This window comes from Brevibacterium sp. CT2-23B, from assembly GCF_013168765.1.
GTDB classification, from domain to species: Bacteria; Actinomycetota; Actinomycetes; order Actinomycetales; family Brevibacteriaceae; genus Brevibacterium; species Brevibacterium sediminis.
This window is the reverse complement of record NZ_JABBYK010000001.1, coordinates 134995-160045: the sequence shown is the minus strand read 5'-3', so window position 1 is coordinate 160045 and position 25051 is coordinate 134995. Positions and strand designations below refer to the sequence as shown.

The 25051-nt window shown below is 64.2% G+C and carries 21 protein-coding genes; 8 read left to right on the top strand and 13 right to left on the bottom strand.

Features of this window, described 5'->3' with window-relative positions; all coding sequences use genetic code 11:
- Nucleotides 1–29: 29 nt before the first annotated feature.
- The 4 genes from HIM68_RS00715 to HIM68_RS00700 form a co-directional block, all read right to left on the bottom strand.
- Nucleotides 30–1520, bottom strand: coding sequence for an MFS transporter (locus tag HIM68_RS00715; protein ID WP_139469564.1), 1491 nt, complete (start codon nucleotides 1518–1520; stop codon nucleotides 30–32).
- Nucleotides 1521–1633: 113 nt separating this feature from the next.
- Complete coding sequence (locus HIM68_RS00710; protein ID WP_172168813.1) at nucleotides 1634–2917, bottom strand: MFS transporter; 1284 nt, start codon at nucleotides 2915–2917, stop codon at nucleotides 1634–1636.
- Nucleotides 2918–3006: 89 nt separating this feature from the next.
- A complete protein-coding gene (locus tag HIM68_RS00705) occupies nucleotides 3007–4386 on the bottom strand; it encodes an LLM class flavin-dependent oxidoreductase (RefSeq protein ID WP_139469566.1) in 1380 nt (459 codons plus the stop codon).
- A gap of 58 nt (nucleotides 4387–4444) precedes the next feature.
- The gene (locus tag HIM68_RS00700; RefSeq protein WP_172168810.1) at nucleotides 4445–5776 is read right to left on the bottom strand and encodes an MFS transporter; all 1332 of its coding nucleotides are present in this window, start codon (nucleotides 5774–5776) and stop codon (nucleotides 4445–4447) included.
- Between the two features lie 312 nt (nucleotides 5777–6088).
- On the opposite strand from HIM68_RS00700, the gene HIM68_RS00695 reads away from it, so the two are divergent.
- The 3 genes from HIM68_RS00695 to HIM68_RS00685 all read left to right on the top strand — a co-directional run bounded on the left by HIM68_RS00695 (nucleotide 6089) and on the right by HIM68_RS00685 (nucleotide 8538).
- Nucleotides 6089–6619 carry a flavin reductase family protein gene (locus HIM68_RS00695; RefSeq protein ID WP_172168807.1) on the top strand — a complete coding sequence of 177 codons (531 nt, stop codon included), beginning with the start codon at nucleotides 6089–6091 and terminating at the stop codon, nucleotides 6617–6619.
- 61 nt (nucleotides 6620–6680) lie between these two features.
- Entirely contained in the window at nucleotides 6681–7757 is a 1077-nt protein-coding gene (locus tag HIM68_RS00690; RefSeq protein WP_139907445.1) for an Rv2578c family radical SAM protein, read from the top strand.
- 46 nt (nucleotides 7758–7803) lie between these two features.
- Nucleotides 7804–8538 (top strand): DsbA family oxidoreductase, encoded by a 735-nt coding sequence (locus HIM68_RS00685; RefSeq protein WP_172168804.1) that lies wholly within the window; start codon nucleotides 7804–7806, stop codon nucleotides 8536–8538.
- Between the two features lie 109 nt (nucleotides 8539–8647).
- Here the strand turns inward: HIM68_RS00685 and HIM68_RS00680 are convergent, their stop codons facing one another.
- On the bottom strand, nucleotides 8648–9304 hold the full coding sequence (locus HIM68_RS00680; protein WP_139907443.1) for a TetR/AcrR family transcriptional regulator: 657 nt from the start codon (nucleotides 9302–9304) through the stop codon (nucleotides 8648–8650).
- 133 nt (nucleotides 9305–9437) lie between these two features.
- Here HIM68_RS00680 and HIM68_RS00675 point away from each other — a divergent pair, with 133 nt between their 5' ends.
- Nucleotides 9438–11834 carry an ABC transporter permease gene (locus HIM68_RS00675; RefSeq protein ID WP_172168801.1) on the top strand — a complete coding sequence of 799 codons (2397 nt, stop codon included), beginning with the start codon at nucleotides 9438–9440 and terminating at the stop codon, nucleotides 11832–11834.
- Nucleotides 11835–11969: 135 nt separating this feature from the next.
- Nucleotides 11970–12686 carry an MgtC/SapB family protein gene (locus HIM68_RS00670; RefSeq protein WP_139907441.1) on the top strand — a complete coding sequence of 239 codons (717 nt, stop codon included), beginning with the start codon at nucleotides 11970–11972 and terminating at the stop codon, nucleotides 12684–12686.
- Nucleotides 12687–12699: 13 nt separating this feature from the next.
- On the opposite strand, the gene HIM68_RS00665 is transcribed toward HIM68_RS00670, so the two are convergent.
- Nucleotides 12700–13269 carry a TetR/AcrR family transcriptional regulator gene (locus HIM68_RS00665; protein ID WP_172168798.1) on the bottom strand — a complete coding sequence of 190 codons (570 nt, stop codon included), beginning with the start codon at nucleotides 13267–13269 and terminating at the stop codon, nucleotides 12700–12702.
- Nucleotides 13270–13393: 124 nt separating this feature from the next.
- Here HIM68_RS00665 and HIM68_RS00660 point away from each other — a divergent pair, with 124 nt between their 5' ends.
- A complete protein-coding gene (locus HIM68_RS00660) occupies nucleotides 13394–14578 on the top strand; it encodes an ABC transporter permease (protein WP_172168795.1) in 1185 nt (394 codons plus the stop codon).
- A 105-nt stretch (nucleotides 14579–14683) separates the two neighbouring features.
- Nucleotides 14684–15511 (top strand): hydrolase, encoded by an 828-nt coding sequence (locus HIM68_RS00655; protein WP_172168792.1) that lies wholly within the window; start codon nucleotides 14684–14686, stop codon nucleotides 15509–15511.
- A 46-nt stretch (nucleotides 15512–15557) separates the two neighbouring features.
- On the opposite strand, the gene HIM68_RS00650 is transcribed toward HIM68_RS00655, so the two are convergent.
- The 5 genes from HIM68_RS00650 to HIM68_RS00630 form a co-directional block, all read right to left on the bottom strand.
- The gene (locus HIM68_RS00650; RefSeq protein ID WP_253903674.1) at nucleotides 15558–16733 is read right to left on the bottom strand and encodes an acyl-CoA desaturase; all 1176 of its coding nucleotides are present in this window, start codon (nucleotides 16731–16733) and stop codon (nucleotides 15558–15560) included.
- 103 nt (nucleotides 16734–16836) lie between these two features.
- Nucleotides 16837–17487, bottom strand: coding sequence for a response regulator transcription factor (locus HIM68_RS00645; RefSeq protein WP_172168789.1), 651 nt, complete (start codon nucleotides 17485–17487; stop codon nucleotides 16837–16839).
- Nucleotides 17484–18764, bottom strand: coding sequence for a sensor histidine kinase (locus tag HIM68_RS00640; protein WP_172168786.1), 1281 nt, complete (start codon nucleotides 18762–18764; stop codon nucleotides 17484–17486). The genes HIM68_RS00645 and HIM68_RS00640 overlap by 4 nt, the downstream gene beginning before the upstream one ends.
- Before the next feature lie 145 nt (nucleotides 18765–18909).
- Nucleotides 18910–20283 (bottom strand): cytosine permease, encoded by a 1374-nt coding sequence (locus HIM68_RS00635; protein WP_367647402.1) that lies wholly within the window; start codon nucleotides 20281–20283, stop codon nucleotides 18910–18912.
- Nucleotides 20280–20759, bottom strand: coding sequence for a nuclear transport factor 2 family protein (locus HIM68_RS00630; RefSeq protein ID WP_172168783.1), 480 nt, complete (start codon nucleotides 20757–20759; stop codon nucleotides 20280–20282). The genes HIM68_RS00635 and HIM68_RS00630 overlap by 4 nt, the downstream gene beginning before the upstream one ends.
- 311 nt (nucleotides 20760–21070) lie before the next feature.
- On the opposite strand from HIM68_RS00630, the gene HIM68_RS00625 reads away from it, so the two are divergent.
- Nucleotides 21071–22336, top strand: coding sequence for an SLC13 family permease (locus tag HIM68_RS00625; protein ID WP_172168780.1), 1266 nt, complete (start codon nucleotides 21071–21073; stop codon nucleotides 22334–22336).
- A 28-nt stretch (nucleotides 22337–22364) separates the two neighbouring features.
- Here HIM68_RS00625 and HIM68_RS00620 read toward each other — a convergent pair whose 3' ends face one another.
- The gene (locus HIM68_RS00620; RefSeq protein ID WP_172168777.1) at nucleotides 22365–23870 is read right to left on the bottom strand and encodes an acetyl-CoA hydrolase/transferase family protein; all 1506 of its coding nucleotides are present in this window, start codon (nucleotides 23868–23870) and stop codon (nucleotides 22365–22367) included.
- 78 nt (nucleotides 23871–23948) lie between these two features.
- Entirely contained in the window at nucleotides 23949–24983 is a 1035-nt protein-coding gene (locus HIM68_RS00615; RefSeq protein ID WP_253903720.1) for a formylglycine-generating enzyme family protein, read from the bottom strand.
- Between the last annotated feature and the right edge of the window lie 68 nt (nucleotides 24984–25051).

Here is a 25051-nt window from a genome sequence, read left to right as displayed (position 1 = left end):
CTCTGGGCAGTCACCGCCGGTCGCGGGCCTCAGTCTTCGTGCTCGACGTCCTTGGCCGTCGGATCCCAGGCGACGATGCCGACGGCGATCGCACCCGCCAACGGTGCGCAGGCGACGATCCAGAACACACCGGTGCCCAGCGAGGCCGCAAGGATCGGGAACATGATGAGTGAGACGATCGAGAAGGCACGCAGGACCGACTGGTTGAAACCGATGCCGATTCCGCGCAGACGGGTCGGATACGACAGGGTCGCATAGTTCATGAGGTTCGCTCCCGGTCCCCCGGCTTGAGCGAAGACGAACGCAGCGAGCATGGCTACCGCGACGAGGACGAGAGCCCCGTTCGGGATGCCCACGATCGCCAGCGTTCCCAGCGCCAGGGCTTGGATCACGAATCCGAACAGGGTGATCCTCCGGGTCCCGAAGCGGTTGACGATGCTCATGCCCAGGAGTCCCCCGAGCGTGCCGAAGCCCAGATTGATGACCAGTGAGGCGATGATCGTGATCAGCGGAGTCTGGTGGAAGAGCGTGGTGATGATGAGCGGGGTGCCGTAGGCGACGGCGTTGTAGCCGAACGTCGAGAACACGGAGACGCAGAGAGCGACGATCGTACGGACCCGGTAGCGCGGGGAGAAGAGTTCGGCGAACCCGGCCCACCGTCCGCCCTTGGCCGAACTGTCCGAGGCGTTCGCGGTCTCGCGTTCCCCCTCGGGAGCGAGTTCGACATTGAGGTTGTGATGGCTGCGCATGACTTCGACGGCGCCGCGCAGATCGCCCTGGTTGGCCAGCCATTCGGGTGATTCGGCAAGGTAGCGGCGACGAACGAGGAGGACGATGAGGGCGGGCACGGCACCGAAGCCGACGACGATGCGCCACAGAATGGCATGTTGGTCGTAGGGCAGGGTGATGAAGATGATGAGCACGATGACGTAGCCCATACCGGTGGCGAAGTACCAGGCCGGCGACCAGGCGTTGACCCGCTGCGAGCGGTTCCCCTTGCCTTTGAGCTTGGAGAATTCGGCGAGGAAGGCCATCGCCACCGGCAGGTCGAGACCGACGCCGATGCCCATGACGAAGCGGAAGGCGATGAGGACCCATTCGTTCGGTGCCACGGCGCAGCCGATGGCTGCGACGACGAAGAAGACCATATCGGCCATGAAGAGTCGGTACCGCCCGAACCGGTCGACGAGGTATCCGCCGAAGAGAGCGCCGATGACGGCACCGACCATGATCGAGGCGTTGACGAGTCCGGTCATGAAGCCGTTGAGGCCGAACTGCTCCTGGATGGCGGTGATGCCGAAGGCCAGGGACGAGAAGTCGTAGGCGTCCATGAAGATCCCGCCGAGCGCGAGGATGATCACCGCCGTCGTCTTCGTCCCCTGAGAGCCGAATTCAGCGAGGATCGAATGGATATCGGCCGCCGAGGAGACGATGCGCGGAGTCTGCGTTCCGGCCTGCCTGTTCTGAGCGGCCGCGGAGGGTGTCTGTGCCGCGTTCGCGGCGGGATCTGTCGAAGTCACAGTCGACAAGTATGGTGTCGCGGCGGCCGCGCGCTGTCACCTGCCGTCACAGTTCGTCACGAACGCCGGTGCAGGCACAGCGCACCCGGAAACGCTGCAACCGGACTCACAGCTCAGTCGAGGCGGTGGCCGCGGCGCTCCGGAATGAGGAACATAGCGAGGAATTGGATGAGGTAGATGATCGGCAGCAGCGCCAGAGCGAAGCCGAAGCCGAGATGCCCCGCAAGAAGGGCGATGACGACCGGTGCCAGCCCCCCGATGGCACGGCCGATGTTGAAGATGACGTTCTGCGCCGTCGCCCTGATCGCCGTGGGATAGAGCTCGGCAAGCAGCGCCCCATGGCCTCCCAGCATTCCGTTGGCGAAGGCGCCCATGAAGAATCCGCCGGCCAGCAGAGCACTCGGATCGGTGAGCTGGCTGTAGGCGAGGATGGTGACGATGGCTCCGGCCTGGAAGATCCAGAAGGCAGGACGTCGACCGAGGCGGTCGGCGACCTGGCCGAAGATGAGGATCCCGGCGAGCATTCCCATGACCGTCACCGCTGTCCACAGCGAACCCTTGGTGACTCCCAGATCCATCTGCTCGGACAGGTAGTTCGGCAGCCAGGTGATGATGCCGAAGTAGCCGAAGTTCTGCACGCTGGTGAGAATCGTCAGGGCCAGGGTGATCTTCACCGTGTCCCGATCCTTGAACAGCGCGGCGATCTTCGCACCGAAGGAGGTCGGCACTCCGTCCGTATCGAGGTTCCCACGGGCGACTTCGGCCTCCGTCTCCTCGTGTTCCCGGGCCCGGACGAAGGTCTCCGGCTCCTCGACTCCGCGACGGATGACGAAAGCGAAGACAGCGGGAACGAGTCCGATGACGAACAGTGCCCGCCAACCCCACAGGGCGATGACGGGAGCCGAGACGACGGCTGCGGCGAATACGCCGAGCTGGAAACCCACTCCCACCCATGATGTGGCCCGCGCTCGCTGGTCGGCACGCACCGCCTCGGCGGCCAGGGCCATGCCGATGCCGAACTCACCGCCGATTCCGATTCCGGCGATGAACCGGTAGGCCGCGAGATCCCAATACCCCTGTGCCAGCGCCGACAGTCCGGTGAACACCGCGAAGATGAGGACCGTCCAGGTGAGCACCCGTACCCGGCCGTGACGGTCAGCGAGGGCACCGAAGACGATTCCGCCGACCACGGCACCGAGCAGAGTGATCGTCGACAGGGACCCGGCTGCGATGTCGCTGAGCCCGAATGAGGCGATGATGCCCGATAGGGCGAAGCTGAGAATGAGGAGGTCGAAGCCGTCGAGTCCGTAGCCGACAGCCGCGGCGGCGAGAGCTCTGCGCCGGTATCCGCGATCGCCCGAATCATCAGTGGTGGTCAGCGGAGTCGATGCACTCATTCGCGGTCTCAGTTCGGTTCACGGATCGGAAAACGGCCGCAGACCATTATGCCCCACGGCCGTTCCACGATTCGTCGGACCCCGTGTGATCAGACGCGGGCACCCTCGCCGAGGCGGAACCGGGCACCCGTGTGGTCCTCGGCCAGGCGGGGGCCGGCCCCGGTGAGCTGCTCGCGCACCGTGGCACCTGCGGTCGGTTCGGGCAGGAGTCCGCGGCGGCGCAGTTCGGGCGAGACGTACTTCGTGAAGCGTTCGGCATCGGCCGGGCGCACGGCCGCGGCGATGTTGAATCCGTCGATATCGGCTTCGGTCATCCACCGTTCGAACTCGTCGACGATGGTCTCCGGCGATCCAGTGATGACCGGTCCGCGTCCGCCGAGGGCGACGAACTCCGCGAGGTCCCGAATCGTCCAGGGTTTGTCTCCGGCCATGGTGGTGAAGGAGGCGAGCGCGGATTGGTTGGCTTCGGTCGAGACGTATTCGAGGGTGTCTTCGGGGTCAGCTCCCGAGAGGTCGACTCCGGTCCATCCGCCGAACAGGGACAGCGCGGATTCGGTGTCGACGTAGCGGCGATAGTCGGCCAGGCGAGCCTCGGCGGCTTCGTCAGTGTCGTCGACGATGACGGTGGCCAGAGCGAAGATCTTCACCGCGTCACGGGCGCGTCCGCGCTCTTCGAGTCCGTCACGGACCTTGTCGACCCAGCTGCGCAGGATCTCCGGGGTCGGTCCGGAGAAGAAGATCGCCTCGGCGTGGTCGAGCGCGAATTCCTGGCCGCGTTTGGATGCGCCGGCCTGGAAGAGCAGCGGGGTGCCCTGCGGTCCGGGGACGGCGAGCGCCTGACCGGGGACGGTGAAGAACTTGCCGTCGTGGCCGATGTCGTGGACCTCGTTCGGGTCGACGAAGACGTTGGCGTCGGCATCGGCTTTGAGTGCGTCCGGAGTGATCGAGCCCTCGAACAGCTTGTACATGACCTCCATGAACTCATCGGCCCGGTCGTAGCGCTCATCGTGCGGGATCTGGCCCTTGAGCCCGAGGTTGCGGGCAGCGGAGTCGACATAGCTGGTGACGATGTTCCAGGCCACACGTCCGTTCGTGAAGTGATCGAGGGTGGTCAGGGTGCGGGCGAGCAGGTAGGGCTTCTCATAGGTCACCGAGGCGGTCACGCCGAATCCCAGCGTCGTCGTGGCTGCGGCCATGGCGGGGACGGCGACGAGGGGGTCGAGCAGTGGGAACTGCACTCCCCCACGGTTCGTGACATCCGCGTTGCCGCCGTACACGTCATAGACGCCGAGGATGTCGGCGAGGAAGAGGGAGGAGAATCCGCCGTCCTCGAGGGTCTTGGCCAGGTCCGTCCAGAAGGACAGTTGGGTGAATTCGTCGACTCTCGATTCCGGGTGGCGCCATAGTCCGGGTGACTGGTGGACCGGGGTCATCATGTCGAAGGCGTTGAGCAGAATCGGTTTCGTCATAAGAGTCTCCTAATCATGGTGGTGCGATGGGTGCGGGCCGACGTATCGGCGGGTGCGTTCAGGCCGCGGTGCGCGCGAGCGCTCGGGCAGGATCTTTGGCGCCGATGGCGGCGATGAGCGAGAGGACGCACAGCAGGGTGAGGTAGCCGCAGATGAGCCACGGCGAGTGGCCGCCGGCGACGTAGAGCAGGGCCGCGACCATCGGCATGATTCCGCCGCCGATGACGGTGCCCAGCTGGTAGCCCATGTTCACACCCGAGTAGCGGACTTCGATGGGGAACTGTTCGGCGAACCAGGCCGCCTGGGGACCATAGACGGCATCGTGGGCGAGATTCATGCCGAGGATGACGACCAGGGGCAGCAGTCCCAGCGGACCTGCGTCGAGGAAGGCGAAGAAGAACCAGCCGAATACTGCGATGCCGATGAGTCCGAAGATCGTCACGGGCTTGCGACCGATCCGGTCCGAGGCCCACCCCCAAGCCGGTCCGGTCACCAGTCCGACCGCCGAGGCGATCATGACGGCTGTGACTCCCGAGGTCGAATCGCCGCGATTCTCCGCCAGGTAGCTGAGCATGTAGACGGTGATGAGGTAGAAGACGCTGTTCTGTGCCAGGCGCAGTCCGATGGTGACGAGCAGGACCCGCGGATGAGCGGTCAGCACCTCCCGCAGCGGTGCTTTGGCGACCTTTCCGGAATCCTTGAGCTCCTGGAACTCGGGCGCATCGGAGACGCCGAGGCGGATCCACAGTCCCAGTGCCACGAGCAGCGCGGAGGCGAGGAAGGGGATGCGCCAGCCGAAGGCCTCGAACGCTTCATCACTCATCAGGTTCTGGACGAGGAAGAAGGAGCTGGTGGCCAACAGCATTCCCGCCGCAGATCCGATCTGGGTGAAGGATCCGAAGAGACCGCGTTTGCGGGCGGGTGCATGTTCGACGGACAGCAGAGCCGATCCGCCCCATTCGGCACCTGCCGACAAGCCTTGGACGATACGCAGAACGACGAGGGAGACAGCGGCCCACCAGCCGATGGCGTCGAAGTTCGGGACCAGGCCGATGAGCGTCGACGCCGTCCCCATGGACAGAAGGGAGACGACGAGCAGAGCCTTGCGACCGACACGGTCGCCGAGGTGGCCGGCGACGATTCCGCCCAAGGGCCGAGCGAAGAATCCGACGGCGAGAGTAGCGAAGGACGCGAGTCGGCTGCCGAGCTCACTGTCGGAGGGGAAGAACTGGACGTTGAAGATCAGGGCCGCGGCGGTGCCGTAGAGGTAGAAGTCGTACCACTCGATCGTCGTCCCGGCGAAGGCCGAGGCCAGCACCCGCTTCTTTCCGGACAGGAGCCGCTGCGGCGGGTCCTGGGTGCTCGGTGCGGTGGCCGGCGTCTGCGTCATAGGGCTCTCCTCTGCGGCGGGGTTCGGGCGGCTCGCTGCCTGACGAGCGCATGATTCGCTGAGCAATCTATGCCCGAACCCCGTCACCGACCGCACGCTTCCGTCACGCCCCGACTCTCAGCGTCATATGCGGTCATAAGTCGTCTTCATATGACCTCGGCCACGACACCGGCGCCTCCGCTTTGCAATGATCGACCTCAACGACCCCGACAGACGAACCCATACTCTTGGATTGCTCAACGGAACAGCGAGCGTCATCGCATCAGCTGGCATCTGAGACACCGACGACCACACGAACGCAGAGGTGAAGGAATGACACTCTTGGCAGACCGCACCGCACAGTCACCGGCCCCGGTGACCCCCGCAACACCCGAGGCTCTCCGCGAGGCCTTCTCCCATTTCCCCCAGGGAGTAGCGTTCATCGGCGCCGAAATCGATGCGGCGCCCCTGGGTCTCGTCGCCTCCACCCTCACCGTCGGCGTCTCCCTCGACCCACCCTTGGTCAGCGTCGCCGTCCAGAACACATCGACCACCTGGCCCACCCTGCGTCGAGCTCCCGAGCTGGGGATCTCACTGCTGGGCACTGACCAGGAGCACCTGGCCAGGCAGTTGGCGGCGAAGGATCGCAGTCGACGATTCACCGGCGTCAGCCCTGAGGTCACTGCCGGAGGCGCACTGACGATCCCCGGCAGCTCAGCGTTCCTCTGGACCCGGCTCTACGATGAGGTCGCGGCCGGCGACCACACCGTGGCCCTGCTCGAGATCCTCGGCACTCGCAATGACGACGGACCCGAGGCCCTGGTCTTCCACCGCAGCGAGTTCAAGGGACTGCGCGTTTCCTGACCTCGCCTAAGTGTCACGCCCCACCCTTGACTCACATTCGAACTCGTGTTCGAATGATGTCATGCGGTGGAACGAAGCGAGCGCCAGCACCGACCCCAGCACACCTGTCCTCTTCGGGACGAAGGGACTGGTCCGGTCGGTGCAGACGCCGGAATTCTCAGGAATCACCTTCCACGAGGTGCTGGCGAAGTCGGCGCTGAACAGGGTTCCCCAGTCCAGCTCGATGCCCTTCTCCTGGACCGTCAACCCCTACCGCGGCTGCTCACACGCCTGCGTGTACTGCTTCGCCAGGAACACTCACCGTTACCTCGATCTCGATTCCGGGACCGACTTCGATCGCCAGGTCGTCGTCAAGATCAATATCGCCGATGTCCTCGCCGCCGAGGTGGCGCGTCCGACATGGAAGCGAGACCATGTCGCACTCGGCACGAACACCGACCCCTATCAGCGCGCCGAAGGCCGCTACTCCCTCATGCCGGGCATCATCAGCGCACTGGCCGAACAGTCGACTCCGATGTCGGTTCTGACCAAGGGCACGCTGCTGCGACGGGATCTGCCTCTGCTGGCCCGCGTCGCCGAAGACGCTCCTGTTGAGATCAGCATGTCGATCGCCGTTCACGACGACGCTCTGCAGCAGAGCCTCGAACCCGGCACGCCGACGGCGAAGGCCAGGCTGGCCACCGTGCGCGCGGCCGCAGAACTCGGGTTCGATGTCACCGTTTTCATGATGCCGATCATGCCGAAGCTCACCGACTCCCGTGACCACCTCGAATCCGCTCTACGGGCGATCAAGGACGCCGGAGCCGCGCGAGTCGTCTACGGGGCGCTGCACCTGCGCCCCGGCGCCCGCGAATGGTTCTTCGAATGGCTCGAACACAACCGCCCCGAGCTGCTCCCCCGCTATCGCAGGATGTACGCCGGCTCATCCTACGCATCGAAGGAGTATCGGCGGTGGCTCGGTGAGCGCATCAACCCCCTTATCGACCGATATGACCTGCGCGGACGCAGCGATGACGACTACCCTGCGACCTCGCGGATGCGCGGTCGCCCAGAGTCGAGCCGAAACCGGCAGACGGTGGGCGTGCCAGCGGCTCCGACGCAGCAGCTCACCGCCCCATCGCAGCAGGCTCTGTTCTGAGCCGGACCTGCGGAATAACCATGAGATGGACACGGTTGGCAAAGATATGAAGATTGAGATCTGGTCGGACATCGCCTGCCCCTGGTGCTATATCGGAAAACGTCGCTTCGAGGATGCCCTCGACGGCTTCGCTCACAGGGACGACGTCGACGTCCAATGGCGCAGTTTCCAGCTCGATCCGAGCCTGCCCGATCACTTCGACGGCACCGAGACCGAATACCTCAGTCAGATGAAGGGCATGCCCGCCGCTCAGGTGCGGCACATGTTCGACCATGCCACAGAGCAGGCTGCCGGAGTCGGCCTGAACTACGACTTCGACTCGATCGTCGTGGCCAACAGCTTCACCGCCCACCGCTTCCTCCACTTCGCCAAGACCCACGGACTCATGTCCGAGGCCAAGGAGATGCTGCTCTCGGGCCACTTCGAGAAGGGTCGCGACATCGGTGACGTCGACTACCTCGCCGAGGTGGGACGTGAGATCGGCCTCGATCCCGACGAGGTCCGCCGGATCCTCGCAACCGATGAGTTCTCGGACGAGGTGCGGGCCGATATCAGTGAGGCCCGCGCGCTCGGCGCCAATGGAGTCCCGTTCTTCGTCATCGACCGCAAGTACGGGATCTCCGGAGCCCAACCGGCGGAGGTCTTCTCTCAGGCACTCGAGACGGCCTGGGACGAAGGGCAGAAGCTCACGGTGCTCGGCGGCACTCCGCAGTCAGCGGACAAGGACGCGGCCGAGGTCTTCGCCGACGGCGCGGTCTGCGGCCCCGACGGCTGCAACTGACCAAAACACCTGTTATTGCTACCTGACGGCGGCCCAGCAACCTCGCGCGAGGTTGCTGGGCCGCCGTCAGGTAGTAATAGCAAGAGGTCCGGGCGAAGCTGTCTGCTGATCAGAGCAGGGGAACGCTCGGGTAGCGCACCGCGCCGTCCGGGTCGGTCACCGGTGCACCGAGCATTCCCGCCGCCGCATCGATGAGGAAGCGGCCGACCTGCTCCCAGTTGCCCTTATTGGCGTCTTCATTCATCTTCGCCTCCTGGTCGGCGCAGACGCCGACGACCATGCTCCCCAGCAGATAGGCGCGACCGCGCAGAACCCCTTCGGGGATCCCGTCGACCGCTCCGTTGATGAATCGCAGATCATCGGGCAGGTCCGCGTCCCCGATCACCTCTTTGGCCACCTCGACGGCGGAGGGGACAGCCGAGATCTGAGACATGAACTGCGCCCGCCAGCTCGGCTTCGGAAGGCTGTCGAGCAGCTCGATGAGCGGGCGCAGACGAGTCGTGACGAGCTCGTGGATGTTCGGTGTCTCACCCAGCTGCTCCGTCAGCTCACGCCTGCGCCGAGCCATTTCGTCATGGTGGCGCACGACGAGTGCGCGCAGCAGCCCCTCACGGCCGCCGAAATGGTAAGCGATCGCCGAGTGATTCGCAGCCCCCGCGTGTTCGACGATGCGCCTGTTCGATACCGCATCGATCCCATTACGCGCGAACAGCTCTTCGGCGGCGTCGAGCAGGGCATCCCGCGCCCGGTCACTCTGGATGGTCATCCCCTCATCTTTCCATTCGCGCTCGAATTCACAAGTTCTCGATTTTTCACTTTTAAGTCACGTGTCTTAAACTGGCGAAGTTCACAGTGGTCGACGGGGATCACACGATTTCCGATCCTTGAAGGGGACGACAATGTCCGATAGCCAACCGCGAACGAGAAAAGAGGCCCTCGAGTCCGAGCACCCGACATCGCACCCGGCTTCCGACTCCGAGGCCGGCTCGACTGTGACCACCGAGGACCAAGCAGCGGCCAAACGCGCGAAGGCCGAGTTCATCGGCCGCACCGTTGCGATCTTCGTCATGCCGCTCATCTTCGTGGGCATGATGATCACGAGCTACCTGGGGACGATGCACTCCCCTGAAGCCAACGACATGCCCATCGTGGTGGCCGGGTCATCGGACAGGGCCGATGATGTGGCATTTGCGATCAACGGCGCCGAACCCGACGCCTTCGATATCGAGACGACCGATGATGTCTACGACGCCCGCCAGGACGTCTATGACAGGGAGGCCTCGGCGGCGATCATCGTCAAGGGCGATACCGCTACGGTCGTCACCGCCAGCGGAGCCGGGGTCCAACAGTCGACCACCGTCGAGCAGCTCGTGCGTCCCGCGCTCGCTGAAGACGGGTTCACGGTCAACACCGACGACATCGTCCCGTTGCCGGACAACGATCCGTCCGGGATGGCGGCGATGTTCCTCATGACTTCCATCGTCATGGCCGGCTACATGCCCTTCAGCGTTCTGCGGTCGAATTCGCCTGAACTGCTGAAGTTCAAACGCATCGTGCCGATCCTCGCCGGGTGGTCGGCTGCCATCGCCGGCCTCGTGTGGACCGTGGCCTGCCCGATCCTCGATGTCGTCGATGTCAAGGACACGGCGGCCGTCCTCGGCATCGCCTGGCTGGGCGTTTTCGCCATCTCCTCCGTCCAGCTCTTCATCACCCGCCTCGTCGGGGCACTGGGTGTGATTCTCGGGATCCTCTTCCTCATGGTCCTCGGCATGCCGTCGTCGAATATGGCGATGCCGGTGTACAGCATGCCGAAGTTCTTCCGCTTCACCCACGAGTTCCTGCCGATGCCGGCGATCGGCGAGTCCCTGCGCTCCGTGCTCTACTTCGACGGCAACGGAGTCACCGGACACCTGTTCGTCCTCGCCCTCGGCGCGGTGGCCGGTCTGCTGCTGACGAAGGTCTACGACCACTTCTACGCCAAGCGCAATGAACACCCTGTGCCGCTGGATGTCAATGTGGCAGCGATCCACGGCGGCCGGAGGCCGGATACGAAGCTCATGCGCTACATCTCGCTCACCCTCTTCCCGCTGGCGATGGTGACCATGATGATCACGTTCATGCTCGGAGCGATGCATTCGCCGACGCCGAAGGACATGCCGGTCGCGGTCGTCGGGTCCTCGGTCGAACAGGCCGAAGACACGATCAAGCAGCTCGATGAGCAGATGGACGGAAAGTTCGAGTTCACCGCGCTCGATGACAAGGGCGAAGCCCGTCGGCTCGTGGAGAACCGCGATGAGGTCGCCGCGCTCGTCCTACCCAGCGAGAAGAATCCGGATTTCGAGCTCTTGGCCAACCAGGCCGGCAACAACGCTTCCTACCGTGTGGCCGTACAGGTCTTCGAACAGGTGGCTCAGGCGCAGGACTCCGATCTCACGGTCGACGACCTGAAGCCCTTGCCCGATCGGGACAAGAACGGCGTGGTTGTGATGTACGTGGCGATGGGATGGATCCTCGCCGGCTTCATGGTCGTCATCGTTGCCGCTAACGCCAACCCGTGGACCAGGCCGCTGAAGCGGATGCTGCCGATCATCGTCGTCTACGCACCGTTTATGTCGCTGATCGTCGCGACCATCGCCGGTCCGATCACAGGAGCCGTCGACGGGCATTTCGCGGCGCTGTGGGGTGCCGGCATCATCGCCATCGCCTGCATCTCCATGTTCGCCATGGTCTTCGAAAGGCTCTTGGGCATGTTCGCGATCATCCCGGTCATCGGCACGCTCATGTTCGCCGGCGTGCCGTCGTCGAACGGAGCCCTCTCGCAGTATATGGTGCCGAAGTTCTTCGCCACATTGCACGATTTTCTGCCGATGGCCGCCTCGGTCGAGACCATCCGCTCGATCCTGTATTTCGACGGCGATGTCGTGACCGAACATCTGCAGGTCCTCGGCCTGTGGGGACTGGTGTCGCTGGCTCTCGTCTTCCTCATCGATGGCATCAAACCGCCGCGCACGGCCCATGATTTCGGCAATCTCCACCTCGAACGCGAGCGAGAGATCGCCAAGGAACAGCGGAAGCAGGCATTGGCGTTGGGCATGTCCCCGGATCATGCGAAGTCCGACGCCGAGGCGGCCGATCAGGACTCCGCGCCCGGCCAGGAGTCGTACCAGACCGTTCAAGGCTCCATCGTCGACGACGGCACCGACGCGCAGGAGTCGGATCGCCGAGCCCCGACAGCCGGCGACGGTCAGGCCCGCAGCCGCAGACCTCACGAGGAGTCAATCCCCTCCACAGTCTGACCTGCTACCTGACGGCGGCCCAGCAACCTCGCGCGAGGTTGCTGGGCCGCCGTCAGGTAGTAATTGGGGGTTGTTCGTTGGGGGTGGGGCTATGGTGAAGGCACTATGGTCAACTCCGCGTCGATTGAGAACATCATGAGCAGCACCGGCCTGTTGGAAGCCGGCCTGCTGCTGGCCAGCTTCGTCCTGTGCTCCCTCATCGGCTTCGAGCGGCAGTTCAGGCAGAAGGCCGCCGGGTACCGCACCCACGTGCTCGTGGGCATCGGCACCTGCGCTTTCACTCTGATCTCCGCGTATGGATTCGCCGGAGTGCTCGAGAACGACGTCCGCCTCGACCCTTCACGAATCTCCGCGCAGATCGTCTCCGGAATCGGCTTCCTCGGCGCCGGAGTCATCTTCAAAGGACGCAACATGGTCCGCGGACTCACCACCGCCGCAACGATCTGGGTCACCGCGGCCGTCGGAATGGCCTGCGGTGCGGGAATGCTGCCCTTGGCCGCCATGCTCACTGCTCTGCACCTGTTCACGCTGTTCGTCATCGCGCCTCTCATCCGCAAGATCCCCAACAGCGACCATCGCAAACTCCTGCGCATCACCTACCACGACGGGGCCGGTGTCCTCCGCGAGATCCTCGCTCTGGCCGGCCGAATGGGTTTTGCGAATACCATCGTCGATTCGCGCCGCTTCGAGTCCCCCGACGAGACGCGGATGGTGCAGGTCGATGTGAGGTTCGACGGAAAGCGGCCTCTGCACCTGCTCGTCGCCCCGCTCATGGAACTGAGCGGCGTCGAAACGGTGAGCATGCGCGAAGACCGCGTCCACTCGGTCGATGACGACGGCGATTCCGTATGAGCAGCCGACGAACTCAGAAATCGACGCTGGAGATCACTGCTTCGATTCCGGCCCGGACCCGCAGCCGGGAGGATTCGCCGAAGACGGTCGACTGGACGACGGCCCCCTGGATCATTGCCAGCAGCCCGGGCACCATTGCCGCGGCACGAGCCCGCGCGCCTTCAGCGTCCGCTCCCCGCTGATCCTGCAGATAGGCAGCAAGATAAACGGTGAATTCTTCGATGAGCGTCTCGAAGACCCCACCGGCGAAACTCGCGAACTCCTTGTCGTAGGAAGACTCTCCCCAGACCTGAACCATGACCGAGGCGAACGGATTGTCGATGAGCAGGGAATCGATGAGCTCGACGAACACCTCGGCAGGAGCTGTCACCTCACTTCCGGACTTGGCCGCCTCGAGCACCGCCATGCGCGGCTCCATCACCCGGCGGGCGACGTCGATCATCAGGTCGGCCTTCGACGCATAGTAGACATAGACCGCTCCGGCCGACAGCCCCGCTTCCTTGACGATGTCGGCCATCGACGCACCGGCGAACCCACTGCGCGCGAAACAGGCCAGCGCCGCATCCTGAATCCTGGCACGCATCGCACTCCTGTGCTCCTCGGTGACCTTCGGCACATCTCCCCCAAAAAACGAATGACCATTCTTGATATATCCTAGCGGATGGATTCATAATGAACGAGTATTCGTTTTCGATGATTGGACAGACATGCCAACCCAGATACTCAGCAGAGAAGACAAGGCCGACCGCTCGGCGGTGAGCGAGACACCGGAGAAGGCGGCGCAGGCCGCTCCCCCACAGTTCGGACGCGCGATCCTCGTCGCCGTCCTCGCCGCCGCCGTCGTCAGCCTCGTCATGCTCGCCTTCAGCTGGCCGACCGTGACCTCGGACCCCAAAGACCTGCCGATCGCAGCGGTCGGAGACGAAGAGCAGATCGACCAGATCGCTGAGAACGCCCCGGACGGCATGCTCGATCTCAGGACCGTCGACTCACGCGCCGAGGCGGTGAACCTCATCGAACAGCGAGAGGTCTACGGCGCCTTCGTCCTCGAGGACGAACCGGAGATCCTCATCGCCAAGGCCGCCTCCCCTGCTGTCGCGCAGCAGCTCAGCGGAATCGGCACCCAGATGCAGCACAACATCGACCAACAGGCGATCTCGGGCCTCCAGGAAGGCACGAAGAAGATGCAGGAGCAGATGCAGAAGGCTCTCGAGGCCGCTGCCTCCGGTCAGGCCCCGCCGCAGGGCAACCCGGCCGGAGACGGCGCCGATCCGGCCGCCTCGGCGACGGAGGTTCCGCAGGTGAAGATCACCGACGTCGTGCCGCTCTCCGACGACGATCCCTCCGGTGCGGGACTGGCCATCGCGGGTCTGCCGTTGACCCTTGGCGGCATCGTCGGCGGTGTGCTCACCAGCATGGGCATCCGTTCACGGCGGATGCGCCTGGTCGGCACCATCGTCTACGGAGTCGTCGGAGGACTGGCGCTGGCCCTGATCATGCAGACCTGGTTCGGGATCCTGCAGGGGAACTTCGCGATCAATGCCCTGGCGATCGGCTTGTCGATCGCGACCACGGTCGGCCTGATCAACGGCTTCGTCTCCCTCATCGGACCTGCCGGCATCGCGTTCGGTGCAGTGCTCACCATGCTCATCGGCAATCCGATCGCCTCGCTCAATCAGCCGAAGGAGTTCCTCGCCGGCTCCTGGGGCGATATCGGTCAGTTCTTCGTGCCCGGAGCGGCGGGCACGCTGCTGCGCGATCTCTCCTACTTCCCTGACGCGCCGTCGGCTCTCCAGTGGTGGGTGCTCAGCGCTTGGCTCGTCGTCGGCATCGCGCTCATCCTCGTCGGCCACGTCCTCGCCCACAGGAAGGCGCACACGGCCGCCCACTGACAAGCTGCCGCGTCGTTGGACTCCCATCGATCCTGGTCTTCACTTCATGTGAGGACTAGGCTCGGTGGGAGTCTGTGGTTTCCTCTGTGGAACCGAGAGGATGACATGGTGGCATTTTCCGATGTGACGATCTGCCGCACCTGCGGGGTGGAGACGACGACGCCTCCACCACAGCTGTGTCCGATCTGCGAGGACGATCGGCAATGGGTTCCTGCCTCCGGCCAACAGTGGACGACTCGGGCAGGCCTCGAATCCGAGGGCCACCGCATCGCCACCACGGAGAGGGAACCCGGTCTCTTCGCCATCCGCGTCGAACCGAAGCTCGGGATCGGGCAGACCTGCTATCTCGTGTGCACCGATTCCGGCAATGTGCTCTTCGATGTTCCCGCCTATATCGACGCCGAGGCGGTCGCGGCGGTCCGGGACCTCGGCGGAGTTGCGGCGATCGCCGCCAGCCACCCGCACATGTTCGGCACCCAGTTGGAATGGAGTGCCGCATTCGATGGAGCTCCCGTCTTCGTGTGCCGGGCCGACCTCGAATGGGTGCAGCGGACCGGCCGGGCCGTCTGCCCCTATTTCCACGAGGCGGAGCCGGTGCCGGGGGTGAGGCTCCGGAGGACGGGAGGTCATTTCCCCGGCAGTGCGGTGGCAGTCTGGACGGGCGCCGACGGCGCCGGGGTCATGCTCAGCGGCGATTCGATCGGTCCGGTGGCGCGATCGGGGTGGGTGACGTTCATGCGCAGCTTCCCGAACTATCTGCCGTTGTCGGCCACGGTCGTCAGGCGCATCGCCGCTTCGGTGATCGATCTCGACTTCGACCGCATGTACGGCAACTTCGGTCAGTCGATCGGTTCCGGGGCACACTCTGCAGTGCAGACCTCAGCAGAACGCTATGCCGAATGGGTCTCCGGCGACCACGATCACCTCACCTGAGTTTCCCCCGACGGCCCCTCGGTGCGAACCGAATAAGGCCCGCCGGTCAGCGCGACCGGAACTGCGCGGTGACGGGGCAGTCGAAGGGGTCTGCTTCGCCGAGGCCCACCCGGTTGAGGTAGGCGATGATGATCTTGTAGGACTCGAGCAGAGTCGTCTCGGTGTAGGTGATGTCCTTCTGGCGGCAGTATTCGCGGACCATCGGCTGCACCCGGTGCAGGTTGACGCTCGGCATGCTGGGGAACAGGTGGTGTTCGATCTGATAGTTCAGACCGCCCATGAGGAATCCCATGAAGCGACCGCCGGAGATATTGCGTGACATCAGCGTCTGACGGCGGAGGAAGTCGATCTTCACATCTTTGGGAACGATCGGCTGTCCTTTGTGGTTGGGGGCGAATGATCCGCCCATATGCACGCCGAAGACGGCGAGCTGGACGAGGAAGAAGACGCTGCCGATGAGAGGACCTGCCGCCCAGATGGCGAGCGCGGGGAACCCGATGAGGCGGATTCCGATGAAGACGCCTTCGATCCAACGGCGTTTGATCGACGACTGTCCCCGGACGATGGCTTTGACGGATTCGACGTGCAGCTGGAGGCCGGCCAGGGTCAGCAGCGGCAGGAAGAACCAGCCCTGACGTGCGGCGAACCATTTGGCCAGACCTGTGCGTTCACGTGCATCCTCAGGAGTGAAGACGAGGGCGCCGGGAGCGATGTCTCCGTCGACTCCGGCCTTGTTCGGATTGGCGTGGTGAAGCGCATTGTGCTTCTTCAGCCACCATCCGTAGCTCAGTCCGATGAAGAGGTTGCCGATGATCGTCGACACCCACTCCCCCACCTTTCCGCTGGTGAAGATCTGCCGGTGTGCTGCGTCATGGGCGACATAGGCGGTCTGGGTGAACAGTGCACCGAAGACAACTGCGGTCGCCATCTGCCACCAGCTCTCACCGATGAGGAAGAGCATGGCGAAGGATGCGACGTAGCCGAGTCCGAGGAGGACGAAGCGCAGGGTGTTCCAGCCCGGCCGTCTGGCCAGCAGGCCCGCTTCTTTGACCTGCGCCATCAGCGCGCTGAAGTCGCTGGTGAATTCCTGTTCGGCGGTTCCCCTCTTCGCTCGCCTGCGTTCGAGCACTGCGGCCCGCGTGGCCCGATCCGGTGCCGGAGTCGACAGATCGGTCGCAGTTGGGGAAGACGGTTCGGAAGTCATGAGGTCAGACGGGTTCATGGTTCCCACCGTATGGATGCCCGCGCCGTTTTTCGTCACCCCTGGGAGCCGTTCTTCACCCCCTACTCGGGTAGGGGGTCCGAGGTGAGGACAGGTGCAGAACTCAGCTGTTGGGGACGATGAGACCTGATTCGTAGGCGGCGATGACTGCTTGGGCGCGATCTCGGGCATCGAGTTTGTATAGGATCCGGGAGACGTGGGTCTTCACGGTCTGCACTGCGATGTGCAGACTCGCCGCGATCTCCGTGTTGGACGCTCCGCGGGCGACTTGGATGAGGATCTCGCGTTCTCGGTCGGTGAGTTCGGGCAGCGCTGTGCGGTTGGGCTTCTGTCCTCCGGTGGCGAAGTGTTCGATGACCCGTTTCGTCACGCTCGGCGCCAGGAGCGCTTCGCCTCCGGCGACGATGCGGACCGCCTCGGCGAGTTCACTGGGCGGGGCATCCTTGAGGAGGAAACCGCTGGCCCCGGCGCGGATGGCATCGAAGACGTAGTCGTCGATGTCGAAGGTGGTGAGCATGATGATTCGGGGCTCGGCATTCGCGGCGACGATCGTGCGGGTTGCTTCGATTCCGTCCATCAGCGGCATTCGGACGTCCATGAGGACGATATCGGGGTCAAGGTCGGCGACGAGCTCGACGCAGTGTGCACCGTCTTCGGCCTGTCCGATGACCTCGATATCTGCATGAGCGCTCAGCAGCGCGGCGAAGCCGGCGCGGACCATCGCTTGGTCATCGGCGATGACGATCCTGATCATGGGGTCTCCTTGTCCGTGGCCGAAGTGTCCGTGACCGGTGTGTCGGCGCTCGGTTCACCGTCGTCGGTCGAGCGTTCGCGGGGCGAAAGCGGCAGCACTGCTTCGACTTCGAAGCCTCCGTCGGCAGTGGCTCCGCTGCGGATCTCCCCACCGACGGAGGCTGCCCGTTCGCGCATGCCGATCAGTCCCTGCCGGCTGTGCTTCTCGTGTTTCGCGGCCTCGCCGGGACCGTCGCCGTGGTCATTGGTTACGCTGATCCAGACGGCTGAGTTGCCACCGCGGATGCTAATGGCGATGGCAGAGTTGCGGGCGTGGCGGATCGCGTTGCTCAGGGCTTCTTGGATGATGCGGTAGCCGGCGAGTCCGGTGCTGTCGCGCATGAGGTGGTCGATCGGTTCGCCGCTGCGTTCGACGGTGACCTGCACTCCGGCCTGTCGGGCCTTCTCGATGAGCGGGTCGATCTCGGAGAACTTCGGCTGCGGCGCCAGTTCGCCTCCGCCTTCATCGTTGCGCAGGACGCTGAGCAGTCCGCGCATCTCGGTCAGCGCTGTGCGGGCGGAGCTGGAGATGTCTTCGAACTCTTTGGCCACTTCTGAGTCGATCCCGGCATGGCGGAACGGTGCGCTGGAGGCTTGGATGTTGATGATCGACATGCTGTGGGCGACGATGTCGTGGAGTTCCCTGGCGATGCGGGCCTTCTCCTCGATGGTCACGCGTTTGGAGTGCTCCTCCGCGGTGTTCTCCTTCTCCTGGACCAGTTGGGAGCGGATGAGCTGCCATTGCTGGATGATGACCGCGGCGAGGTAGACGCCTCCGGCGATGCAGGAGTAGATGAGGATGTTGACGATGGCACCGTCAGTACGGGTGTCTGCGACGAGCAGATGAGTGATGAGCACCGCGGCCGCCGAACCTGCGATGCTGCCGAGCAGTGCGGCCAGGGCCACTCCCCAGTGGGCGCGGAGGCCGATGATGAGGATGATGACGATCTGAGTGATCATCATCGGAACCATCCACGGCCACGGCACACCCGACACGAGCGGCCCCAGCAGCGGCAGCACAGTGCAGGCGGCGATCGACATGATCGTGCCGAAGAGCGGTCGCAGCATGGACAGCGGCATGGACCCGACATGGACGATGGTGACCACGAAGGCCAATGCGACGGGGGCCTCGTTGACCGAGACGGCGATCGACGATTCCACCGCGAGCATGACGATGGCAAGCACGATCACCGCGACCCAGGCCAGCGCCTCGGGGTTGAGTCGACGGTTCGGGGGCATGAACCTGTCGAAGACTACCATCACAGACACCCGGTTCCCTTCTGTGATTCCGGCCGACCGTTGCGATCATAGCGCCTGTGCTGCTTCATCACCTGTGAACGGCACATAGTGGTCAGTTCCCGGTCCGGAACCGAGAACTCCCCGTTCAGCTTCCGCGGATCCCGTCGGCCAGGTGCGCATGCCGAGTTCCCGCGAACTTCGCTCGGCTGCCCCAGGACAGCACGAGGTAGAGCACGAAGGAGATGGCGAAGGACGGGATCGTCGCTCCGATCGGGCTGGGATAGGCGTAGGTGAGCACATAGGACGCCAACGCCCCGAGGACCCACACCCCGACGGCCACCCAGTTGACTCCGCGGGTGTAGGAGTAGAGGCCGCCGGAGTCCTTGAGGATGTCGGGTGAGTAGGCACCGCGTTTGATGATGTAGTAGTCGACGATGAGGATGGCGAAGACGGGGACGAAGAACGCCCCGATCATCGTGAGGAAGTCGGTGTACTGGTCGAGCAGGGCCAGCCAGGTCGATCCGATGATCGAGATCGCGCCGAGGATGAGGGCCGTCGGCAGGAACTTCAGCTTCGTCCTGCTCTGTGCGCCGACGACGGAGTTGACCATTCCGTAGACAACCATCGTGTTCGTGGCCATGACCGAGAGGAAGATGACGATGGCCAGCGCCCACCCGAATTCCGCGGCCAAGGCCGTCGGATCGAATTCGGCCGGGTCTCCCCCGTCGAGCAAGATGAAGCTGAACGCGGTGAGACCCAGCAGCATCGCCAGCACGGTCGAGGTCAGGTAGCCCAGACCCGATCCGACGATTCCGGCCTTCTGAGTCCCGGCCAAACGGTTGAGGTCGCCGGAGAGCACGGTCCAGGAGATGGCTGTGGAGATGACGATATCGAGTGCGAGGACCGGAGTGAACTCGAGCTCCGGCAGGCTCTCGATTCCCGCATATTCGGCGGGTGAGTGTCCCGTGAACGCGATGACGAAGACATAGGCCATGACCAGCAGGATGAGAAGAGCGAACCAGGGTTCGGCCTTCTCGATCCCTTCGTGGCCGAGGATCGCCAGTCCGACGACGAGCGCCTGGCAGAGCACGGAGAAGAGGATCGGGTTGGAGAATCCCGTCGTCTGGGCGACGACGTAGTTGACGCTGATTCCCGCCAACATGGCCTGCACCCAGCTCCATCCCATGAGGATGATGACGTTGGCGGCGACCGGCAGGAAGCTGCCCTTGGCGCCGAAGGCACCGCGGGTGATGGCCATGGTCGCCAGGCCCGTGCGGGTGCCGATGTTGCCGATGAGCGTGAGCACGATGGTGCCGATGAGCGTGCCGACGATGATGACGATGACCGCTGTGGTGGAGTCGACGCCGGGGACGAACAGGGTTCCGGTCAACAGGGTCGTGACGACGAGGTTCGCGGCCAGCCAGATCATGAACATCCGTCCCCCGCTCAGGGTTCCGCGGATGACTCCGGAATCGTGGCCGGATTCCAATCGCTGTTCCAAACGGCGGTACCAGTTCACTGCGCGCCCTCCTCGGCGCTGGGCTTGTTTTCGGCGGCACTGGGACCAGCCGCCGACGAGCCGTCGGCAGGGTCCGGGACCGTGGAGAGGTGTTCGTGGATGGCGATGAGTTCACCGTCACCGAGGCGGCGGAAGACGATCGATTCGCGTTCCCGGTATGATTCCCGCCGGTCTGCGGTGTTCACGGTCGTATCAACGGTGTGGGAGAACACGGCTCCGCCGGGGAAGGTCTGGACGAGCTGGTCCGATGAGGCGCAGGCGGCCACTGACCAGCCGTCGGCCAACCACGAAGCCCACTCCCTTTCATATTCCGCACGAGTGTTCAGGCGTCGCGCTTCGGGGTGGAAGACGAACGAGGCGTCCTCGGCGAATCGGGAGAAATACGACTGAGTGTCCGTGGCGGCGAAGGCATCGACGATCGCCGAGGCGGCCGTGAGCACATCGGATTCGCTGGGCTCCGGTGTGGATTCGTTCATGATCGACGGCGACCTTTCGCAGACTGAGAGACGGAGGATGCCGCGCTGAGTCCAGACGACTCTCGTGCGGCCCGATAAAGCTGAATGACACACTAACGAGTCTGTGATCGTCCGCACTATCCGCGATGGACGAATTCTGCCCTCAGTTATACGAAGCGGCGAATCGGCGACTGAGTCCTTCCGCTGAACGTCGCTGTGAGTTCATATGCCGAATGGACCTGATCGCACCAGGTGACATGCATTAATTTGAGTCGCATGCCCATGTGCTGCCCGACATTCCCCGGCTGACGTTCGAAGGAGAAGTTGAACCCATGAGTGCAGAACTGATCTGCGTAATCGTCCTCGGACTGATGTTCGTCATCGGAACCTGGCGGGACATCAATATGGGCCTGCTCGGCTTCATCGCGGCCGCCGGCGTCGGCGGCCTCGTCCTGCACCAGGCGCCCGAAGAGTTCCTCGCAGGATTCCCCGTCGACCTCTTCCTTACGCTCGTCGGCCTGACCTACCTCTTCGGCTTCGCCCAGAACAACGGCGCGATCGAAGTGATCGTCCGCTGGTGCGTGAAGCTCGTCGGCGGGCGCATCGGGCTCATGCCCTGGATCTTCTTCGCACTGACAGCTGTCCTCATCTCGCTCGGGGCGCTCTTCGCCGTGGCCATCATCGCCCCACTGGCATTGTCGTTCGCGCGACGTCATAGGATCAATCAGTTCATGGTCGGTCTGCTCGTCGTCCACGGCGCCCTGGCCGGCGCGTTCTCGCCCATCAGCGTCTACGGCATCTTCATCAACGACTATCTGACGAAGAACGGCCTCACCCCTGCGCCGCTGACCTTGTTCCTCGCCCCGTTCATCTTCAATACCGTCTTCGCGGTCGTTGTCTGGTTCGTCCTCCGTCGCCGGCCAGGACTGCGCGCGGAGGCAGATGGGGCTCACCCCCACCCCGAGTCCGAGTCCGACGGCGGAACAACCATCCGTCTCACGCGCTCTCAGATCCCGACCCTGATCGGGCTCATCGCGATGGCGCTGTCCGTGATTATCTTCAGCTGGGATGTGGGCCTGGTGACCATCACGATCTCGGTAGTGCTCGCCGCCATCGACCCGGCCGCCGGCAAGGCCGCGCTGTCGAAGGTCTCATGGTCGATCGTCGTCCTCATCTGCGGAGTGCTCACCTACATCGCCGTGCTGCAGGAGGCCGGAACCGTCGAATGGGTCTCAGCCGGCATCTCAGCGATCGGCGTCCCCCTGCTGGCAGCGCTGCTGCTGTTCTACATGTCCGGCCTGATCTCCGCGCTGGCGTCGTCCTTGGCGATCATCGGTGTCGTCATCGCCCTGGCGGTGCCGTTCCTCAAGTCGGGCGACGTGCATGTCGGAGGGTTCGTCGCGGCGCTGGCGATCGCCGCGACCATCGTCGACATCAGTCCGTTCTCGACCAACGGCGCGATGCTCCTGGCCAATGTCCATCCGAGCATCCGCGACCGCTACTACAGACAGATGATCGGCTACGCCGGCCTCATGTGCCTCATCGGGCCAGGACTCGCCTGGGTGGTCGCCGCGGTGCCGACCGTGATAAGCGGCTGAACCGGCGGGGCCGAGGCCCCGCTGCCGCTCACATGTGCCCGGTCGTGAGGAACTTCTCGTGCCAGGACAGAGCCTCGGCGAGGATGTGCGGGGTATGCCGACCGGTCGGGTTCGCCGCGATCGCACGCTCGAGGTAGTCGGTGAGACGGTCCCGGTAGTCCGGGTGGGCGCAGTTGTCGATGATCTTCCGTGCCCTGGCCACCGGCGGCAGTCCGCGCAGATCGGCCAGGCCCCGTTCGGTGACCAAGATCTGAGTGTCGTGTTCGGTGTGGTCGATATGGCTGGCGAACGGCACGATCGCAGAGATCGCTCCCGCTTTGGCCTGCGAGTTCGACACGAAGAAGTTGAGGTAGGCGTTGCGGGCGAAGTCACCGGAGCCGCCGATGCCGTTGATGATCGACGAACCGGTCACATGCGTGGAGTTGACGTTGCCGTAGATATCGGCCTCGACCATTCCGTTGATGGCGATGATGCCGAGTCGGCGGATGGCTTCTGGATGGTTCGACATCTCCTGGGTGCGCAGCAGGATCCTGCCCTTGTACGACTCGATCCGGTCGTTGAAGTCCGCTGCCCGTTCGGCCGAGAGCGAGAACGCCGTCGCCGACACCGAGGTGAGCTTTCCACTGTCGATGAGGTCGAGCATTCCGTCCTGGATGACTTCCGTATAGGCCGTCAGTCCCGCGAACTCGCTGTCGGCGAGATTGCCCATCACCGCATTGGCGACATTGCCGACTCCCGACTGCAGCGGCAGCAGCTCCGGCGGCAGCCGATCTGCGGCGATCTCATGACGGAGGAAATCAACGAGGTGACCGGCGATCTCCCTCGAGTCCTCGTCGGCAGGTTTGAACGGCAGGTTCCGGTCCGGAGCGTTCGTCTCCACCACGGCGACGACCTTCGCCGGGTCGACACGCAGATAGGGGTCCCCGATGCGCTGCATCGGCTCGAGCAGTTGGATCGGCAGCCGCTCGGGCGGGCGCCGGGTTCCGTAGTAGACGTCGTGGAAGCCTTCGTACCCGCGCGGATGCCAGTCATTGACCTCGAGGATGACCTTGTCGGCCAGGTCGAGCCATGTCTTCGAGTTCCCGACGGAACTGCCGGGGACCAGCAGACCGTTGGGCAGGATCGCCGCGACTTCGACGACGGCGACGTCGAGGTTGCCGTAGAAGCCGAACCACGCCTGCTGAGCCGAATGGCTGAGGTGAGTGTCGACATACGCGGTGTCACCCGAATTGATCGAGGCCCGCATCGCCGGATCGGATTGGAACGGCAGCCGTTTGCTCACCGCGTTCGCCTCGGCGAGTACCCCGTCGAGTTCCGGCGCCGTCGATGCTCCCGTCCACAGTTCGATCCGGAAGTCCTCACCCCGATCATGGGCGGCCTGAGCGCGTGCGGCGACCGCCCCCGGCACTGCTTTCGGGTACCCGGAACCGGTGAAACCGCTCATAGCCACGCGTTGGCCATTGTCGATATGGCGGGCTGCTTCCTCAGCGGTGACAGTCTTCGTGCTCAGCTCGGGGCAGGTGATTCTCGACATGACTCGCAGTCTATCGGTGAGGGACTCTCGGTCGACGAGGTGGCCCCACCACCCAAGGAGTGCAGGGTCGGCTCCGCCTCATTCCCTGCTCAGGACCGCGTCAGTGCCGATGTCTCGGACGACTCGGAATCCGATGTTGGACGCCGATGAGTCCGGAGTGTTCGAGGAGCGGGCGGCCACCCGGTAGCGATTGCAGTAGGAGTCGTGGCACAGGAACGATCCTCCGCGCATGATCCGCTTGTCTCCGATGTCCGGGCCCTGGGGATCGGATTGCGGGGAATGCTGGTAGTAGTCGCGAGCGAACCAATCGGCACACCATTCCCAGACATTGCCGACGGTGTTGAACAGGCCCAGCCCATTGGGCGCGAAGTGTCGGGCCGGTGCGGTGCCGATGAAGCCGTCGTCGAGGGTGTTCGTACGCGGGAACTGACCCTGCCAGATATTGCAGTTCCATTCCCCGTCGACCAGCAGGCGATTGCCCCACGGATAGCGGCGGCCCTTCAGGCCCCCGCGAGCGGCGAGCTCCCATTCGGCTTCGCTCGGCAGCCGTGTCCCGGACCACGCACAATAGGCCTGGGCGTCGTCCCAGCTGATGTGGACGACAGGATGGTCTCTTCGGTTGTCGATGGTCGATCCTGGACCTTCTGGTGCGGCCCAGCTCGCCCCGGAGACCTCGACCCACCAGGGCACGCCTGGAGCCTGACCGAGGATGTGAGCCTCTGCTCCCGGATTGGACTGCAAGAGCATGGCGAAGACGGCCGAGGTGCCCAGCCTCTCCGCGGTGGTGACGAACCCCGTGTCGGCGACGAACCGGGCGAAGTCATCATTCGTCACGCTTGTCGTCGCGATCTCGAATTCGGTGAGGTTCACGCGGTGACGTGGCCCCTCACCGTCGTTGGGATGCCCGTCGCCGAAGGGATCGCCCATGTCGAAAGTGCCGCCGGCAGTGACGAAGTCGAAGCTGAAGGCCTCGGACGGCTCCCGGCAGCCATCGGCCGCGACCGGCAGTTCATTCTTGGACTGGTCGCGGCCTCCCGCTGTCCGGACAGCTGCAGGGGCACAGCACGAATGGGCGTTCTGTACCCCGATGTCACTGTCGTCGCCGCTCATCATCCGGTGCACGTGCCCCTTTCGATCGGTGTCCGAAGCTGCTGTACGGACGCTCCGATCACTTTAGGACT